We start from the raw sequence: 18,011 nt of genomic DNA, 5'->3' as shown, positions 1-18,011 counted from the left end.
CTTATGGGCGTACGTGACCGGTGCCTTGGAGGACCCACTTGGAGGAGGTCAGCTCCGGCAGGGCCATTGGGCCACGAGCGTGCAGCTTCTGGGTGGAAATACCGATTTCTGCACCCATGCCGTAGACCTCGCCATCGGTGAAGGCAGTGGAGGCATTCAGCATGACGGCTGCGGCATCAACCTCGTTGCCGAACTTGACCAAGACGTCCGCATCCTGGGCGGCGATGCCCTCGGTATGGCCGGTGGTAAATTCCGCGATGTGGGCGATGGCAGCGTCAACGCCGTCGACCACCTTCGCACAGATATCCATGGACAGCGACTCTTCGCGCCAGTCCTCCTCGGTAGCCTGAACAACGTCCGTGGCGCCGAAGCCCTCGAGCTCGTCTACATCACCGTGGACGGTGACGTCTGCGTCCTGGAGGGCGCGGACGATACGCAGCTTGGTGACATCATCAAGCGCGGCATCAATAAGCACGCACTCGGTGGAGTTGCAGACAGAGGTGCGGCGGGTCTTGCCGTTGATGACCATGTCGATGGCCTTGTCCATATCGGCCGAAGCATCGATGTAGAAGTGGCAGTTGCCGGTACCGGTCTCGATGGCCGGAACGGTAGCGCCGGTAACTACAGCCTCGATGAGCTTGGCACCGCCACGGGGAATGACTAGGTCCACCAAGCCGCGGGCGGTAATCAAGTCCTGGACGGAATCGTGGGTCTCACAGGGCAGGAGCTGGACTACCTCGCGCGGCAGATCAAACTCTGCAAGGGTGTCCTGCAGGAGCTCCACCAGCTTGGTATTGGAGTTGCGCGCGGACTTGGAACCGCGCAGCAGCGGCACGTTGCCGGATTTCAAAGCGAGGCCGAAGGCATCCACGGTGACATTCGGGCGGGCCTCGTAGACCATGCCCATCACACCGAGCGGGACGCGCACCTGCTTCATCTGGATGCCGTTATCCATGGTGCGGCCCTGCAGGATCTCGCCTACCGGGTCTTGCAGGCCAGCGACTTGGCGCAGGCCATCGGCAATGCCCTCGACGCGGGCAGCGTCCAAGGTCAGGCGGTCAATCAGGGAATCGGACATGCCGCGTTCGCGGCCTGCCTCAATGTCCTGCTGGTTGGCAGCAAGGATGTCATCGGTGTGGGCAATAAGATTTTCGGCTGCGCGCTGCAAGATTTCATTCTTGCGCGGCGTGGACAGCTGCGCCACTACGGGCGCAACGTCCTTAGCAGCACGGGCTTTGGACAGAACTTCTTCGCGTTCAGTGTTGCTCATGTCATACCACAGTAACGTACCTGCCCGAGTTTTTCAGCTGCCCGCCTTTTATCTCACGCTTTGCCTCAATTGGGCAGGCCGCGCAGAGAAAACCACTTCCCTACCCTAGACCGAAAGTGCAGTGAACCTCACAATACCAAATCTTATTGTTCAATACCTTGAAACTTTTAATTGGGTATGTTTATTCTTTGTTTGATAAGTTTCAGCCTGAAAAAGGAGCACTCATGAAAAAGAACGTGGCCAAGCTGGGCCTGATGTTGACCCTGAGCGGGCTCGCCCTCGCCGCCTGCAGCACGAATGACGGCGGCAACGGTGCCAACGCGGGCTCCGGTTCGGGCGACGATCAGACCATCAAGGCCGTCGCCACCACCACGCAGATTTGCGATTACCTCACCCAGATTGCCCAGGGTGGCATGACGCTTCACAAGGTGGATTCCAGCGGCAAGGAGACCACCGAGGGAGGGGGTGATACCACCCTCGATCTCACCTGCCTGCTGGCACCGAATGCCAGCGCGCACGAGCATGAGATGACCCCGCAGCAGATGAGTGCCATGGCGGATGCGGACTTCCTCTTTAAAAACGGCGTTGACCTCGAGCACTTCCTCGATAACGCCGTGGAGTCCTCCGGCTTCGACGGCGAGACCATCGTCACTGCAGGCGATGACGATTCCAACCACAAGGTAGACCTTCGCCCGTGGCCCTTCCCCGGCGAGGACGGCGAGGAACCAGAATTCACCCACGACCCGCACGTGTGGACCTCCCCCAAGAACGCCAAGATCCAGGTAGAAAACATCGTGGATGCCTTGGCCGATAAGGAACCATCCGTGAAGGAAGTCGGTGAAAAATACACCAAGCAGCTCGACGAGCTGGATAAATGGGTCACCGAGTCCCTGGAGACCGTCCCCGAGCAGGACCGCGTGCTCTTTTCATCGCACGATGCCTTCGGCTACTTCTCCAACGACTATGACGTGAAGTTCATCGGCTCCGCGCTCACGGACTTCAATAACCAACAGGATGCTACTTCCTCGCACATCGAGGATGCCGCCAAGGAGGTCCGCGATTCCGGTGCCAAGGCCATCTTCGCGGAAAACTCCAATAACTCTAAGTCCATCGAAGCCATCGCCCGCGCCGCAGGTGTCAAGGCCATTACGGATGAAGACGCCTTGTACGGCGATTCCTTGGGCGTGCCGAATAGCGACGGCGCCACCTACATCGGCTCCATCATCCACAACGTCACTACCCTGGTAAAAGCCTGGGACGGTGAAGCGGCCGATCTGCCAGACAGCCTGGATAACGCATAATGAGTGCACCGCTTCTAAAGCTTTCCCATGCCTCCTGTGGCTATGGCACCACCACCATCGTGGACAATGTCTCCTTAACCATCCACGAAGGTGAGGCCATCGCGCTGCTGGGGGCTAATGGTGCCGGTAAGTCCACGCTCTTAAAGGCCATCGCCGGCCTTGCCACGCTGCGCGGCGAGCATCAGCGCACGGCCACGCTGGGCTATGTCCCCCAGCACCACACCTGCGATCCCACTTTCCCCGTCACCGCCGGCCGGGTCGTGGAAATGGGCCTGCTCAATAAGGCCTCGTGGTGGGAGCGCATGGGCAGCATGCGCCGCCTGCGCCCGCAGATTACCCAGGCGCTCGAGCTCGTCGGCATGGCGGACAAGGCGAAGACCCGCTGGGATAAGCTCTCGGGCGGGCAGCGCCAACGCATTTTTATTGCCCGCGCGCTGGCCGCGCACCCGGACCTGGTACTCATGGACGAGCCCTTCAATGGCCTGGATCAAGATAGCAGGCAGGTGCTTTTAGGGATCATCGCCAAGCTCAAGGAGAGCGGGGTTGCCCTGCTCATTTCCACCCACGATCCCATTTTGGCGCAGCGCGCCTGCGATGCCGGAATGCTCATCGTGGACGGCCACAGCGAGGTCCTTGATACCGAGGATGCGGTCGAGCGCTACCTGGAGGCCACGTCGGTATTACAGGGGGACATGTGACGCTTCTGCTTACTGCTCCTTATATGCAGCGCGCGGCCCTCTTTTTGCTGTGCGTGGCCTTGACCGGCGCGATAGTCAGCGTGGTGGTCAACCTGCGCCGCATGGAATTTAGCGTCGAGGCGCTGGTCCACTCGGTATTCCCGGGCATCGTCATTGGCCTGGCCGTGGCGGGGTTTCCCGGCATCTTGCCCGGTGCCGCCGCTGCTGCAGGCATCGCGGTGCTTATTTTGGCGCGCCTTAATTCCGGCGGCGATGGCCACGATCATGAGTCCGGCACCGCGGTGGTGCTGACCTTGATGTATGGCATCGGCGTGGTCATCAGCCTCGCCGTGGGGGATCGCTCCGGCCAGCTGGAGGCCCTTATGTTTGGCCGCCTGCTCGATATCACCACTGACCGCATGATCCCCTCGATCATCTTGTGTGCGGTTGCCGCCCTGCTCATCCTGGCCACCTGGCGCTCGCAAGTCGCCGTAGCCTTTGACCGCGAATCAGCGCACGCCACCGGCATCCGCGTGGGGCTAGTCGATGTCATCGCCAACGTAGCGGTGGGCCTTATCGTCGTCGCCGCGAGCTCCGCCATCGGCGTGTTGCTCGTCTTGGGTTTCGTCGTGGTACCAGGCCTGGTCGGGCGCGTCTTAGCCAGTACCCCGGTGCAGATGCTCCTGTGGGCGCTGGTCGGCGCGGTGCTAGCCGTATGCGTAGGCCTGTGGCTCATGCTTTCGGTAACCTCCCACCAGATTTCCCCGCAGGCCATCGTCGCGCTGTCGCTTTCCCTGACCGTTCCGCTCGCACTTTTAGGCAGGCGCATATGGGTGTCTTAACATTGCCATTCTTCGAAGCCATCGCGGTGGGTTGCCTCTCCGGGCTGGTGGGCACGCTCATGGTGCTAGGCAACCGCGTCTTTTTTGCCGAAAGCCTCTCCCACGGCACCTTTCCCGGCGCGGTCATCGGCGTCGTCGTGGCCAATGCGGTGGGCGCCAACTTAAGCGATGGGCTCATGCTCGGCTCCGTGGCGGTCTGCATTCCGCTGGCGATTTTCATGCATTACCTGGGTAAGGTGCATGGCGTATCCTCTACCGCTGCGGCGGGCACCACGCTCACCCTGGGCTTTGCGCTGGGCATTTTGCTACTGCGCTGGTTTCAGCCGCTGCCGCTGCACGTCGATAGCTTCCTGGTGGGCTCGCTCACCACGGTCAACCACCGCGATGTCGCCGTCGCGGCTGGCCTTGTCATTATCTGTTTGCTGGCGGTATTGGCCTGCCGGCGCCGCCTCTTCCAGGCCTATTTCGACCCCAGCACGTCCCCGCATAGCGGGCTTTACGATGCCCTGACGCTCGGCCTTATCTGCTTGACGATGGCCGCCGTCATCCCCGCCGTCGGCACCATCTTGTCCATTGCCCTACTCGTGGCCCCGGCCGCGGGCCTGCGCCCGTGGGTATCGCGCCCAGAGGCGCTGCTTATCGGGGCGGGCATCATTGGTATCACCATCGCGGTCGCCGGGCTTTTTATCGCCGCGCACTTAAGCCTTTCGGCCGGCGGCACCATCGCCATTGTGGCCGGCGTCTTTTACCTCGCCAGCATGACGGCCTATAAGGCGATTTCCTAACGTGCGGCGCGGCATGGCGTCGCACGGCGCGGCGCAGCACTGCGTTGCTGCGCCGCGCGTTAATTAGACGAGGACAGGCGGACTGTGATCTCGCGGGCGGCCACCTCCGCCAGCGACATCTCGCCGCCTTTGGTCTGCACCGTCAATAAGCCGGCCACGCTATCGCTTACGCGCAGCTCATTGCCCAGCTCCACCCCAAAGCGGTCGAGGTAGCGCAATAGGCCAGGATCCTCATCGCAGACGCGCTCCACGGTCACGGGCGCATCGAGCGGGGCGCTGGCGAGCGTGAGCGTGCCAAGATCCTCGATCCCGCCGCCAATATCGGGAATGGGATCGCCGTGCGGATCGCGGTCGGGGGATCCCAGCAGCGCATCGATGCGGCCAATAAAGCGATCGGAGCAGGCGTGCTCGAGGCGATCAGCGTCCTCGTGCACCTCGTCCCAGGAATAGTCCAGGGTCTCTACCAAGAAGGTTTCTAAAAGCCGGTGGCGGCGCACCATCTGCATCGCCAGCTCGCGGCCCGCAGGGCTCAATGAGACGCCCTGATAGCGCTCATGCTCCACCAGCCCTTGAGCGGCGAGCTTTTTAATCGCCTCTGAGGCAGTAGGCACCTTTTGATCCAGGCGCCCCGCCACATCCTTCAGCCCCACTGGGGCGCCGCCGGAATGCTCCGATAAGTCCCACAGAACTTTGAGGTAGTCCTGGCTGCGGGTAGGGAGTTCTTCTAGGTGCATGTCCACCATCTTAATAATCGTGCTTGTGTTGCCCTTGGATAAGTGTTAAATTAGCAGTAGTTCAACACATTGAACTTTTAATTTCACTTGCCACGGACAGTGGGCGGTACGTCCTTTCTTCGGTACACACACGACGCACCCAGGCTTCGCTGTCCGTGGCTCTTAAGCTTTCTAGTATCCCGCCTCCGGATCTACCTGGGTGGGCATGGGCTCGCCCTTATCCCACGCGGCGGCATTGGCATTGAAAATATCGCCCATGTGGTACTGCGCCACATGCTTTGTTGCCCCGATGTGCGGGGTCATGGTGCAATTGGGCAGGGAGAGCAACGGGTGGCCATCGGAAAGCGGCTCTGGGTCCACGACCTCCAGGCCGGCCCCGGCGATTTCACCCTCGCGCAGGGCATCCACAAGGTCATCGGTAACCACGGTGCTGCCGCGCCCGACGTTGATAAACAGCGAGGACGGTTTCATGGCGCGGAACTTTGCGGCATCGATTAGCCCCTCCGTTTCCTGCGTGGCGGGCAGGATGCAGAAAATAACATCGGCCTCGCCCCACACGTGTGCGGCATCAGCCATGGCAACCACCTCATCGGCGCCCTCCACGGGGCGCCCAGAGCGATTCACGGCGGTGATGTACACCCCAAAGGGCTTGAGCAGGGCAATGAGCTGCTTGCCGATGCCACCAGCACCCAAAATCGCTACCTTCTTCGGCCCCTGCTGGTCATAGATCCACTCCTGCGCTTCATCCAGCTCCTTGGCCACCGACCAGGTGCCGGCCTGCACAAAGGCCTTGTGCTGATGAGCTTGGGAGAGCAGTAGGCCCAAGGCGCATTCGGCCACCGGCTTGGCAAAGGCGCCGGCGGAATTGCACCACGGCAAGCCCTCAGGGGTAATCAATCCAGCATCAATGAGTTGGTTTACACCGGTAAAACAATGCTGCACCCAGCCGATATTGTCCGGCATCTCTGGGATGCGGCGTGGGCTGGGTGTGTTATTGACATAAACCTCTGCGTCTTCGAGGTTTTCTACGCGTTCGTGGCCGGCAGCGCTTAAGTCATCGACCATCGGCTGCCACGTTTCTGGTCCCATAAAATACTTCATGGGACCAGCGTACGGCACTTAGCTAGATGCGAGAGGCGAAGTTGGACAGGTAATCCGCGTGCACGACGGAGCGGCGCTTATCTTCTGGCAGCTCACTCATCTGCATGCCCTTGATGGCGTTCAATTCCTCGGAATCGAAGCGGACCTCACCGCGGCCGATAACCTCGCCCTTCGGGCCCAAGATATCGATGATCTCGCCCTTGTTGAATTCACCGCGGACATCGGTAATACCCACGGCGAGCAAGGAGGTACCGCCCTTGGTCACGGCCTCCTTCGCGCCCTCATCCAGGCGCACGGCTCCGCCGGTATCGGCGCAGTAGAGTGCCCAGAACTTCCAGGCCGAAAGCTGGCGTTCCTCGCGGGTGTGGAAGACGGTGCCCACGGAGGCATCGGAAAGCGCGGGGCCGATATTATCGGTAGAGGTCAACAGCACAGGGATACCGCCGCGGGTGGCCAGGCGGGCGGCCGAGACCTTCGTGGCCATGCCGCCGGTGCCGACCTTGCCGCCATCGCCGGCAACAACGCCCTTGAGGTCCTTACCGGTGCGCACCTCGTCGATGAACTTCGCATCCGGCTCGGCCGGATTCTTGTCATAGAGGCCATCAACGTCAGAGAACAGGAAGAGCGCGTCTGCGCCCACCAAGTTGGCGACCAAGGCCGACAGGCGGTCGTTATCGCCGAAGTGCATCTCAGAGGTAGCAACGGCGTCGTTTTCGTTCACGATGGGAATGGTGCGCAGCTGGCGCAGACGATCAATGGTGCGCTGCGCGTTGCGGGCGCGGTCGCGGTGTCCGGCATCGGAGGCCGTAAGCAGCACCTGACCGATGGTGCGCTGATAACGCGCAAAGGAACGGCCCCACTCATAGGCGAGGTGTACCTGGCCCACAGACGCCGAAGCCTGCTTCGTAGCCAGGTCGGTGGGGCGCTGGTGCAGGCCAAGCGGGCCCATACCGGCAGCAACCGCACCGGAGGAAACGATGATGACATCGGAGCGTCCCATGCGTGCGTGGACAGCATCAACGATGTGATCGATCTTTTCCTGCGCCACGCGGAAATTCTCATCCGTCAGCGACGAGGAACCAATCTTTACAACGACGCGCTTGGCCTCAGCGATAGAGTTGCGCAATTCGGATTCAAACCCGGAGGCTATCGGGTTTTCATCAAGGGCTTCGGGGAACGGAGTATCAGCGGTAGGGCCATCAAACGGCTCTACGGGGAGCGGAAGAATGGGCTCTTTCTGTTGATCAGAAGACATAACTCAATAGTGTACAAAGCTTATGCCTCCCGCCCCCTTCATTGGGGCACATTTCCCCCATGTGCGCAGCATAATGCGTCTGAACTGGGGGCAATCGTCCGGTGGAATTGCCCCCACTTCCCTTCGCCAGAAGTTAACAACTAACCCTGCCACCGGTCACGGTTAGCGCCTTCGCGGGTGATCTCTTCCTCATCTCCGTAGTCGAGCTCATCGACCAAGCCACGCCGGGCTTGGGAGGCACGCTTGCGCTCCGCTGCCGACACGCGGTTGGTGCCCTTCAGGCGGGCATCCTCGCCGCGGCTGGCCATAGTTGGATCGCCGCCGGTCATCGGCTCCCATTCGAATGTAATGCCGCCGATGGTCACGGGACAGCCTTCCACCGCGCCCTGCTTGTGCAGCTCGTCTTCCACGCCGGCCTTGGCCAGGCGGTCCGCCAAGTAACCCACGGCCTCATCGTTTTCAAAGTCGGTCTGGGTAATCCAGCGCTCGATCTTTTCGCCTTCCACAATGAATCCGCCCTGCACTTCTGGGTCCGGTCGCACGCTAAAGTCTGCGAAGCTGCCGGTGTTTTTCTTATGCGCTTGGGCCTTGGGGTGAATAACGGTATGGGAAGGATCCCGCTTCGGCTTAGGCTGTGCCTTGTGATGCTCGGTGACCATTTCCATGAGCTTGAATTTCAGCGGGTCCAAGCCCTTGCGTGCTGCCGCAGAAATGATGAACACCGGCCAGCCAAACTTTTCCTTCAGGTCATCCTTGACGAACTCCGCAAGCTCTTCCGCCTCCGGCACATCGGCCTTATTCAAAATAATGACGCGCGGGCGCTCGCGCAGGTCACCCAAACCGGTATCGCTTTCTAGCGCCTCCTGGTACTTAGCCAGCTCATTTTCCAGCGCCTCAATATCGGATTCCGGATCGCGGCCAGGCTCGATGGATGCGGTATCAACGACGTGGGCCAGCACGGCCGTGCGCTCGATGTGGCGCAGGAAGTCTAGGCCTAGGCCCTTGCCATCGGCGGCGCCAGGGATAAGGCCAGGGACATCGGCAATGGTAAAGGAGCTATCGCCCATATCCACCACACCCAAGTTGGGCTGCAGGGTGGTAAACGGGTAGTCACCAATCTTCGGCTTGGCTGCAGAGAGCACAGAGATCAACGAGGACTTACCCGCCGAAGGAAAGCCCACAAGCCCCACATCCGCCATGGATTTCAGCTCGAGCACCAAATCATGAGCTTGGCCCGGCTCGCCCTGCAGCGCAAAGCCCGGTGCCTTCCGGTTCTTAGACGCAAGCGCCGCGTTGCCCAAGCCACCGAAACCGCCCTCAGCCGCGACGAAACGCGTGCCCGGCACAGTAAGATCCGCCAGGGTCTCACCCTTTTCCGTGCGCACAACCGTACCCGCGGGAACCTCCAGAATCAGGTCCTCACCGCGCGCGCCATTGCGCATATCGCCGGCACCGTTGCCGCCTCGTTCGGCCTTAATATGCGGGCGGTAGTGGAAGTCCATCAAAGTATGGATCTGCTCTGAAACTTCCAAAACGATGTCGCCACCGTGGCCGCCATTGCCGCCATCCGGTCCGCCCAATGGCTTGAATTTCTCGCGGTGGACAGACACACAGCCATGCCCACCGTCGCCAGCCTGCAAGTGCAAGACGACGCGGTCAATAAATCGTGCCATGATGTGCCACACCCTTCTTATTTAAATCTATTGTCTTAGCCAGTGTAATGCGTAGCCAAGCTCGGACTCCAACCCATGCCCTGCCAGCACAGTGGGAGGTAAAACGAGAAAATCCTCGAGCTGCCCTCACCCGTAGTGAAAGCTGCCCGAGGATTGACCGCTGCGGTCGTGCTTAAGCAGTAGCTTCTGCAGCAACCTCTTCAGCCGGGATGATGTTTACCATCCGGCGGCCGCGCTTGATGCCGAACTTCACGGAGCCAGCAGCAAGTGCGAACAAGGTGTCGTCGCCGCCGCGACCAACGTTCTCACCTGGGTGGAACTTGGTGCCGCGCTGACGCACGATGATCTCGCCGGCGTTAACCTGCTGACCACCGAAGCGCTTGACGCCGAGGCGCTTGGACTCGGAATCACGACCGTTGCTGGAGCTGGAAGCACCCTTCTTGTGTGCCATGTCGTTTCCCTCCTTCGGGGATGATTTGCAGCCCGGTTAAGGCTTACTTGATACCGGTGATCTTCAAGGTGGTCTGAGGCTGGCGGTGACCCAAACGCCTCTTGTAACCAGTCTTGTTCTTGTACTTCAGGATATCAATCTTTGGACCTTTACCCTGTTCAACGATTTCCGCAGCGACGGAAACCTTCTCCAAGTCGGAAGCCTTGGACTTCACAGCGGCGCCATCGACGAGCAGAACCGGGGTGAGAGCCACGGCAGAGCCTGGCTCACCCTCGATCTTCTCGACCTTGACGAGGTCACCTTCAGCAACCTTGTACTGCTTGCCGCCGGTCTTGACGATCGCGTACATAGAGGGTTACCCCTTATCTAAACTCGCTCGGACACGGCATCCAGGCCGTTATCCGAATGGACACTTACATATTGCGTTCAGACCCCGCGCGAACATGTCCGCAATCACCGGGCGGCAATTGTGGGCTGATCCAGCGCCGAGAGTTCTAAACAGCGACTGTCAAAGACTACCCCGCGGCGGGTACAAAATACAAACCACGCACTTCGTACCCGCGTGGCGATGCCCTAGGAAGTAGCCCGCCGTGCTACGCGGCGCCGCCGCCGGCCCGCGTCCTTGGCACCAGTCTGCGGGGTCTCCGGCGCGTTAGTGGGTGCCTTTTCCCCAGCACGTTGCTGCCGCGCGGCCGCTGCCGGCGCCCCAGTCTTTTTCACCGCGCGCTTCTTTCCGCGGCGAATAACCTTAGTTTCGGTCTGCGGAGCACCAGCCTTCCGGGAACCCATCTCCCCTTGAGCAGGTGTAGCCGTTGGGGAACCCGCATTGTGCGAGGTGGCCTTGTCCCTCGGGCTGGTACGCACCACCCGGCGCTTGCCGCGACGGCCTCCCTGTGCCGAGGAATTCTTCTTCCCGCCAGTGATATTCTCGTGGCGCTGTTCCGCCGTCCGCAACGTATCCTCGCGCTTATCACCTTGCTTTACATCCTGCGCTTTTACCCGGTGCGAGGCCTGCACATTTGCCCGGCGGGAGTTCGGCTGGGTACGAACGCTGCGACGCCGACCGCGCCCGCGTGACGTGCTGCGGGGCTTTTGCTGCTCGGCGTCCTGCTGTGCCGCATCGCCACCGCGTTCCTTATCGGAAGAACCCGTGGATTCCTCTTTTTGTGGCTGAGCGAAATCCTCTGGGCGCGGGCGATTATCGGAACGCGAATTCCCGCGCGTGCGCCGCTTCCGGCGCGGAGAAGCCTCAAACTCGGCTACTGCCTCCTCGTAGGTCTTCTCTGGGGCATCGGTAGCTACCGCCTTCTTGTCTTCAGCCTTCGCTTCAGCGTCCTGCTGGCGCTGGTTCGGCCGCTCCTGCGCGCGACGGGACGCGGGCGAGGTCCGCGTTGCCCGGCGCGGCTTCTTGCCCCGCTGGGTGCGCTTCTTCTCCTTCGCCGGTGTTTCTTGGCCATCGGGCACATAGGAATTAAATTCCTGCACCTCATCGCTTTCGGCAGCGTTTTCCGCCGCGGCATAGGCAATGGCCTCGATTTCAGAGACCTCAGACTTCTTCTGTGCCCGGCGGCGCTTGTTTTGCTTGCCCTCGCCGCGGCCGCGCTCGTCACGGTATCCGCGCGCGTCTTCGACGCGCTTCTGCGCTCCCTTCTGTGTGGACTCGGCGGGCTCATCATCTACGACAACGTTGGCCACCAGCTCCTCCAAGGACGGTGACTGCTCATCCTGGCTGCCATAGAGGGGAGCGTTTGTCTTCTGGTACTTCTGCGGCTGGTGAGCGGCCCTATGCCCCTTGTGGTGCTTCTGCCCCTTCTTCTCTGCTCGTTCGTCTTCATCGTCGTGCTCGTGCATGGCCACGGCAGTAGGGTGCTGCTGGGGATCGTGGTCAGGCTTCTTGTGCGACTTAGAGGAACCGTGCGAATGGTGGCCGGAGTGGTTGTCTTCGGCTTCATCGACCGGGTACTCGTGAATAATGATGCCGCGGCCATGGCAGTGCTCGCATTCGGTAGAAAAGGTCTCTACCAGGCCGGTGCCCAAACGCTTGCGCGTCATTTGTACCAAGCCCAAGGAAGTGACCTCGGATACCTGGTGGCGCGTGCGGTCGCGGCCCAAAGCCTCCTTCAGGCGGCGCAAAACCAGGTCCTGGTTTTCCGGCAGGACCATGTCAATAAAGTCCACCACGATCATGCCGCCCAAATCGCGCAGGCGCATCTGGCGCACGATTTCTTCGGCCGCCTCCAAGTTATTGCGGGTCACGGTCTCTTCCAGGTTGCCGCCGGAGCCGGTGAACTTGCCGGTGTTGACATCGATGACGGTCATAGCCTCAGTGCGGTCAATGACCAAGGTGCCGCCAGATGGCAGCCATACCTTGCGCGAGAGCGCCTTATGCAGCTGCTCATCAATGCGGTAGGCGGCAAAGGCGTCCTGGCCGCCGTGGTCCTTCGGCTTATAGCGCACCACGCGGTCTGCAAGATCCGGGGCCATGGATTCCACGTAGGCATTGACCGTGTTAAAGGAACGCTTCCCATCCACGATCAGGCGGTGGAAATCTTCGTTGAAGAGATCGCGGACGACCTTGATGAGCATATTCGGCTCTTCATAGAGCGTGACCGGCTTCGCGCCCTTAGAAGATTTTTCCTTCTTGGCCTGGGCAGAAATATCTTCCCACCGGTTATGCAGGCGCTGCACATCGGTAGCGATGGCCTCTTCGGGAACGTTTTCGGCAGCGGTGCGGATGATGGCGCCGCCATCGCCTGGCACCACGCGGCCCAAGATGTCCTTTAAGCGCTTGCGCTCCGGTGCTGGCAGCTTGCGCGAGATTCCAGCACTGCGGCCGCCTGGTACGTAGACGAGGTAGCGCCCGGCCAAGGAAATCCGGGTGGTCAGGCGCGCACCCTTGTGGCCAATCGGGTCCTTTGCCACCTGCACCAAGATTTGATCGCCGGATTTCAGGGTATTTTCTACCTTGCGGGCGCGCCCGTGTAATTTGGTCTTGCGCCAATCAATCTCGCCGGCATAGAGCACGCCGTTGCGGCCCTGGCCGATGTCCACGAATGCCGCCTCCATAGACGGCAAGACGTTTTGCACGCGGCCTAAATAAATATTGCCAATGAGGGAAGCCTGGGCCTCGGCGGTAACGAAGTGCTCGACCAAGAGGTCATCTTCAAGCACGCCCACCTGCGTGACGATGCCCGCGCCGTCCTCACGCTGCTTATCGCGCACCACCATGGTGCGCTCCACGGCCTCGCGCCGCGCCAAAAATTCCGCCTGGGACACGATGTGCTGGCGCTCGCGACCCTTTTCGCGCAATTCTGCGCGACGGCGCTTCTGCGCCTCGATGCGGGTGGAGCCACGGATGGCCTTGGGCTCATCGATAAGCTCCGGCTCCTTATCCGCCGCATCATTCTTGGAATTCTCGTTCCCGCCGCGCCCACGGGAGGTACCGCGGCGGCCGCGGCGTCGCTTGTCGGAGCCCCCGCGCGTGGCCTTATTGCCTGCCTCGGCCTTGTCGGCCTCAGCGGGCTCGGCGTCTTTGGCAGGATCCGCCGCATCTGCGGCTTCAGCGATCGCCGCCATGTCCGCGGCCGCGTCCTCACCGAGATCGGCGGTTTCCTGCTGCTGCGGTGGCATAAATAGCGGTGCGAAGTCATACGCGGCGGAATCGTCGTCCGTCTCCGCGCGCGGGACTATGCGCGGTGCATAGTAATCATCGTCGAAATCCTCGCCGGCCTCTGCCAGCACCTCATGCAACTTGGCTGGATCCACGGTCCCCGTCGTGTCACCCTCACCGGCATCCGCAGCGCCCGCATCGGTAGCATCGGCATCTTCAGCGTCTGTAACGTCTTCAGCGCGCGCGGGTGCTTTCGCCGGCTCAGGATCCGGCAGACGGTCCGGTGCCTGCTTTACATCCGGCAATGCGTTTTTTACCAGCGAAGCATCGACTTTTTCCTCAATCTGGGAGATTTCATTGTCCACGTTCTTGCGCACGCGGTAGCGCAGGTTCTTTTCCTCTTCCGCATTGGCTGCGGTGTTGTCAGCCGGGGTGCCAGCTTCTTCCCCGGCATCGGCCTGCGCCGGTTCTTTCTTTGCCGCGGGCGCGGACTTCTTCGTGGCCTTGCGGGTGCGGCGAGCACGCTTGGTGGTCTTGGCCTTGTTCTCAGGCTTTGCATCCTCTGGGTTCTCGTCCGCGGCTGCCGGCTGCCCCGCCTCCGCAGCCCCTGCGTGGCGCGCCAAAGCGGCAAAGAGGTCGCCTGCTTCCGCGCGGGTAATAGAGCTCTGCGCGGTCTTATTCAGGCCCATGTCCTTCAGCTGGGCCACCAGCTGGCGTGATGATAGGCCGAGCTTTTTGGCCATCGCATACACGCGAGTTTTATCTTTCAGCTCGCTCGGATCTATCCGCTGGGCCAAAGCCGCAGCTGCCTGTAGGTTTTCAGTTGTTTCTTGAGAGTTCTGTGCCACCATTAGTTGGGCTTACTCCTGTACTTCGATTGTATGGTGCGCCAGCTACTCGGGCGCAGGCACAGCCCTAGAGGAGCTGTGCCGCTGCCGCACGAATAGCCGCGATAAACGCACTGCGTTAAAGCTTGTGGGGTTATGAAATTATGCGCGCGCTGCGCGTGAGTTCCATTGTGTCACAGAATCCTGGCGGGGCGAGCAGGCTGTGGGCTATGCTACGTTTGAAGTTATGGCAGAACTGGCACCGCGCCCCGCACGGACATTATCGCAGTACCGGCAGCGCAATGAGATTACGCCGAAAGAAGCGTGCTTATTCGGCGTTCCGGCCGGCTTTGCCCTCGGTTTTGCCCAAACGGAGACCAGCTACATGCTGATAGGCGCCGCCGTTTTTGCGGTCTTTGCGGTCATCGGATTAGTGCCCCTCATCCGCCACTATCCCCGCTCCATTGGGGCTAGCCAGGATGTCTACCTCGAAGGCGATTACCCCACCATTGCTTATTGGGCGCCAGTAATTCCACTTGCTCTACCGCTGGCCATGGCCCCGCTATCCGCGGCTGGCTGGTTGCCGGACATTTCCCTGGCCCCACCCGTGGAAGGTATCTTAACCGGCGCGGTGTCGGCGTTCGCATTTCCACTGGGATTGTGGGCCATGTTTTCCCAGTCCTTTCGCATTGGCCGCCGCCGCATGCAGCGCATCGTGGCTGAAGATCCACTAGAAGGGGTCACAGATAGTGCCATGCAGCTTGCCGATGCCCACCTCGATATCCTCACCGCCCTCGTCACCGCCGGGGCCGTCCAGGGCAATACGACCACCACTAAGGCTTTGTCCCGCCTGATGCAGGTGGAGCTAGATCCCCTGTCCGATGCGCTCCAGGAACTAAAAAAGCATGGGCTAGTGAAGGTAGAAAATATTGGCCTGCGCTCGAAAATAGAAAGCTGGCGCATCACCCTCACCCCTACTGGAGTGCGGTGCCTGTATCAACTTGGCAGACGCTAATTCGGCAGACTCGGGTCTCCTGGAAATAACTTGGGACCAATCCAGAGCATTACGTATACCAAGCCAACCAAAACCGGAATTTCAACAAGAGGCCCAATGGTACCGGCTAACGCTTGAGCAGAGGTGGCACCAAAGGTACCGATGGACACCGCGATGGCTAACTCAAAATTATTTCCCGCTGCGGTAAAGGCCACTGAGGCAGACTGTGCATAATTCATTCCGGCAGCTTTAGCTACGCCCAAAGCCAGAAAGAACATCCCGACAAAGTACAGCATCAGAGGTACCGCTACCCTAACCACCGCTATCGGCTGCTCCACGAGCTGTTCTCCCTGCAGGGAGAACAGTAAGACGATTGTGTACAGCAAACCGATCATTGCCAAAGGAGACACCGCAGGAAGGTAACGGTTTTCGAACCACTCACGCCCTTTAGTTTTCTCTGCCCATACTCGGGAGATAACCCCGAGCAAAAGCGGGATGCCTAAGAATACGAGCACCGAAGTAACAATGGACCAGAAAGAAAATTCGACAGAGGTGGTATCAAGGCCCAGCCATCCCGGCAGTATCTGCAGGTAGAACCACCCCAGGACACCGAACATCGCAACTTGGAAAACGGAGTTGATTGCTACTAATACTGCCGTGGCTTCTCGGTCACCGCAGGATAGGTCTGACCACACCAAGACCATGGCGATGCAGCGGGCGAGGCCGACAATAATAAGACCCGTGCGCAACTCGGGTTGATCCGCCAAGAATAGCCAGGCCAGTGCGAACATGAATGCTGGCCCCACAAGCCAATTCAAGACGATCGACACGGTCATCAGCCGTCTGTCAGTGGCAATCTCCCGGGTCTTTTCATAGCGCACTTTAGCAAGCGGTGGATACATCATCACCAGCAGCCCTAAAGCGATTGGAAGGGAAATACCTCCAATTTCCAAAGCTGAGAGCGCTCTTCCAATTCCCGGAAGAAAATGGCCTATAAGCAGGCCAAGAATCATAGCTATGATGATCCACACGGGAAGAAAGCGATCGAGAAAAGCCAAACGCGGCTGCTGTGATGTAGCCATAACCGTCTCCTCTATTGACCCAAGTAGCACTGTATTCTGCACTACTGTAACCGTTCATATCGATGCTCGTCAATATGAATAGATGAGGCAAACGCCCATATACTAAAGGCATGGTTTCTTCGCACGGCACGACCAAAAATCCCCACATCAACGAATGTTGTTCACTCAGCAACGGCCCCATAGACCAGGCCGATTCCGTGCATCTTGCCCAGCAATTCAAGGTACTTGCAGATCCCGCCCGACTTCGTCTTTTATCCATCTTGTGCGATGAAGGCTGCGGCCCGATGAGCGTTTCCGAACTGACCACATTATCCGGTCTCAGCCAGCCGACGGTGTCTCACCATCTTGCAAAATTGCGGGATGCTGGCCTCCTAGCCAAACGACAGACTGGCCGCACCGTCACCCACGAAGTGCAAAAGCAAGCTTTCACCGCACTGTGCAAGCTACTCTCCTTCGACTAAAAAGCCGCCAACCTTAAAATCTTGGCCTAATATGTCTGCAACACTGTGAATCAAGCAAAGTTTTTAGCCCCTCAATAAATCCCCTTATAAATGAAAAGGCCCGAGCTTAATGCTCGGGCCTCCTTGAAATCTAGGTAACGTCAGTACTTAGAGGTTGGGGAACCAAATTCCGATCTCGCGCTCTGCGGACTCTGGGGAGTCGGAGCCGTGCACGATGTTCTCGCCCACGCTGAGTGCAAAGTCACCGCGGATGGAACCGGGCGCGGCCTTGGAGACTGGGTCGGTGCCACCGGCCAGCTGGCGCCATGCCTCGATGGCGCGCTCGCCTTCAACGACGCCGGCAATCAATGGTGCGGAGGTGATGAAGTCCACCAGCTCGCCGAAGAATGGCTTATCCTTGTGCTCTTCGTAGTGCTTTTCTGCGGTCTCGCGGTCAGCTACTCGCAGGTCCAGCTCGGCCAGCTTGAGGCCCTTGCGCTCGATGCGGGCAATAATCTCGCCCACGTGGCCGTTCTTTACGCCGTCCGGCTTAATAAGGATCAATGTACGTTCAGTCATGCCCCATACTGTACCGAATACCCACAATTCTTCCACGACCGAGGGCTATATGCGGGGGCAGCGCAGTGGGCGGCACTAAGTAAGCTGCTGGACTATCTCCGTCGCGCGCTCGTGGGAGGTCCCCCTAAACCAGAGGCGCACTTGGTTAACCGCCGTGCCGAACTGGCCGTTGCCCAGCAAGCGCTTAATCTCTGCGCGCTGCTTTTCATCCAAATCATCAAGGGTGGCTTCTTCCGCCCGTTGAAAATTAGCGCGCAGGGCAAGGACTAAAAACACGGCGGCAATGATGAGTGCTACCAGCGGCAGCCACGGTGTACCCGTGGCTGCGCGGGCAGCGACCGCGGCAATGCAAGCCAGGGCCGCGAGGACGAGATAGACGGTGCGCATGGC

17 protein-coding genes are annotated in these 18,011 nt (G+C 60.0%); 6 read left to right on the top strand and 11 right to left on the bottom strand.

The window, feature by feature from the left end; genetic code table 11:
• Position 1 precedes the first annotated feature (1 nt).
• Complete coding sequence (locus HMPREF1257_RS00650; RefSeq protein WP_023023522.1) at positions 2-1,270, bottom strand: glutamate-5-semialdehyde dehydrogenase; 1,269 nt, start codon at positions 1,268-1,270, stop codon at positions 2-4.
• A gap of 224 nt (positions 1,271-1,494) precedes the next feature.
• Between HMPREF1257_RS00650 and HMPREF1257_RS00645 the strand changes: the two genes are divergently transcribed.
• The 4 genes from HMPREF1257_RS00645 to HMPREF1257_RS00630 are packed head-to-tail and all read left to right on the top strand — an operon-like array spanning position 1,495 to position 4,875.
• A complete protein-coding gene (locus tag HMPREF1257_RS00645; RefSeq protein WP_023023524.1) occupies positions 1,495-2,571 on the top strand; it encodes a metal ABC transporter substrate-binding protein in 1,077 nt (358 codons plus the stop codon).
• Positions 2,571-3,269 carry a metal ABC transporter ATP-binding protein gene (locus HMPREF1257_RS00640; RefSeq protein ID WP_023023527.1) on the top strand — a complete coding sequence of 233 codons (699 nt, stop codon included), beginning with the start codon at positions 2,571-2,573 and terminating at the stop codon, positions 3,267-3,269. The genes HMPREF1257_RS00645 and HMPREF1257_RS00640 overlap by 1 nt, the downstream gene beginning before the upstream one ends.
• Positions 3,266-4,090, top strand: a complete 825-nt coding sequence (locus HMPREF1257_RS00635) for a metal ABC transporter permease (RefSeq protein WP_023023529.1) — start codon at positions 3,266-3,268, stop codon at positions 4,088-4,090. Before HMPREF1257_RS00640 ends, HMPREF1257_RS00635 begins: the two co-directional genes overlap by 4 nt.
• On the top strand, positions 4,078-4,875 hold the full coding sequence (locus HMPREF1257_RS00630; protein ID WP_023023531.1) for a metal ABC transporter permease: 798 nt from the start codon (positions 4,078-4,080) through the stop codon (positions 4,873-4,875). Before HMPREF1257_RS00635 ends, HMPREF1257_RS00630 begins: the two co-directional genes overlap by 13 nt.
• A gap of 59 nt (positions 4,876-4,934) precedes the next feature.
• On the opposite strand, the gene HMPREF1257_RS00625 is transcribed toward HMPREF1257_RS00630, so the two are convergent.
• The 7 genes from HMPREF1257_RS00625 to HMPREF1257_RS00595 form a co-directional block, all read right to left on the bottom strand.
• Entirely contained in the window at positions 4,935-5,609 is a 675-nt protein-coding gene (locus HMPREF1257_RS00625; RefSeq protein WP_034659051.1) for a metal-dependent transcriptional regulator, read from the bottom strand.
• A gap of 171 nt (positions 5,610-5,780) precedes the next feature.
• Positions 5,781-6,710 (bottom strand): D-isomer specific 2-hydroxyacid dehydrogenase family protein, encoded by a 930-nt coding sequence (locus tag HMPREF1257_RS00620; protein WP_023023535.1) that lies wholly within the window; start codon positions 6,708-6,710, stop codon positions 5,781-5,783.
• A gap of 22 nt (positions 6,711-6,732) precedes the next feature.
• Positions 6,733-7,965 carry a glutamate 5-kinase gene (gene proB / locus HMPREF1257_RS00615; RefSeq protein ID WP_023023537.1) on the bottom strand — a complete coding sequence of 411 codons (1,233 nt, stop codon included), beginning with the start codon at positions 7,963-7,965 and terminating at the stop codon, positions 6,733-6,735.
• A 140-nt stretch (positions 7,966-8,105) separates the two neighbouring features.
• A complete protein-coding gene (obgE, locus tag HMPREF1257_RS00610) occupies positions 8,106-9,638 on the bottom strand; it encodes a GTPase ObgE (protein WP_023023539.1) in 1,533 nt (510 codons plus the stop codon).
• Positions 9,639-9,810: 172 nt separating this feature from the next.
• Positions 9,811-10,089, bottom strand: a complete 279-nt coding sequence (rpmA, locus tag HMPREF1257_RS00605; RefSeq protein WP_005277951.1) for a 50S ribosomal protein L27 — start codon at positions 10,087-10,089, stop codon at positions 9,811-9,813.
• Positions 10,090-10,132: 43 nt separating this feature from the next.
• Positions 10,133-10,438 carry a 50S ribosomal protein L21 gene (gene rplU / locus HMPREF1257_RS00600; protein ID WP_023023542.1) on the bottom strand — a complete coding sequence of 102 codons (306 nt, stop codon included), beginning with the start codon at positions 10,436-10,438 and terminating at the stop codon, positions 10,133-10,135.
• A gap of 224 nt (positions 10,439-10,662) precedes the next feature.
• Positions 10,663-14,550: a translation initiation factor IF-2 N-terminal domain-containing protein gene (locus tag HMPREF1257_RS00595; protein ID WP_023023544.1), complete on the bottom strand. Its 3,888-nt coding sequence runs from the start codon at positions 14,548-14,550 to the stop codon at positions 10,663-10,665.
• A gap of 223 nt (positions 14,551-14,773) precedes the next feature.
• Between HMPREF1257_RS00595 and HMPREF1257_RS00590 the strand changes: the two genes are divergently transcribed.
• The gene (locus tag HMPREF1257_RS00590; protein WP_034659048.1) at positions 14,774-15,541 is read left to right on the top strand and encodes a hypothetical protein; all 768 of its coding nucleotides are present in this window, start codon (positions 14,774-14,776) and stop codon (positions 15,539-15,541) included.
• On the opposite strand, the gene arsB is transcribed toward HMPREF1257_RS00590, so the two are convergent.
• The gene (arsB, locus tag HMPREF1257_RS00585; RefSeq protein WP_023023548.1) at positions 15,538-16,602 is read right to left on the bottom strand and encodes an ACR3 family arsenite efflux transporter; all 1,065 of its coding nucleotides are present in this window, start codon (positions 16,600-16,602) and stop codon (positions 15,538-15,540) included. The two genes, HMPREF1257_RS00590 and arsB, sit on opposite strands and share 4 nt — an antisense overlap.
• A gap of 110 nt (positions 16,603-16,712) precedes the next feature.
• On the opposite strand from arsB, the gene HMPREF1257_RS00580 reads away from it, so the two are divergent.
• On the top strand, positions 16,713-17,063 hold the full coding sequence (locus tag HMPREF1257_RS00580) for a metalloregulator ArsR/SmtB family transcription factor (RefSeq protein WP_023017078.1): 351 nt from the start codon (positions 16,713-16,715) through the stop codon (positions 17,061-17,063).
• Between the two features lie 147 nt (positions 17,064-17,210).
• Here the strand turns inward: HMPREF1257_RS00580 and ndk are convergent, their stop codons facing one another.
• Positions 17,211-17,621, bottom strand: a complete 411-nt coding sequence (gene ndk / locus HMPREF1257_RS00575) for a nucleoside-diphosphate kinase (protein WP_005277934.1) — start codon at positions 17,619-17,621, stop codon at positions 17,211-17,213.
• A gap of 75 nt (positions 17,622-17,696) precedes the next feature.
• Positions 17,697-18,008, bottom strand: coding sequence for a hypothetical protein (locus HMPREF1257_RS00570; RefSeq protein WP_023023552.1), 312 nt, complete (start codon positions 18,006-18,008; stop codon positions 17,697-17,699).
• Between the last annotated feature and the right edge of the window lie 3 nt (positions 18,009-18,011).

Source organism: Corynebacterium sp. KPL1814, from assembly GCF_000478175.1.
In the GTDB taxonomy this organism is placed as follows: Bacteria; Actinomycetota; Actinomycetes; order Mycobacteriales; family Mycobacteriaceae; genus Corynebacterium.
This window is presented reverse-complemented; position numbering and strand designations above follow the sequence as displayed.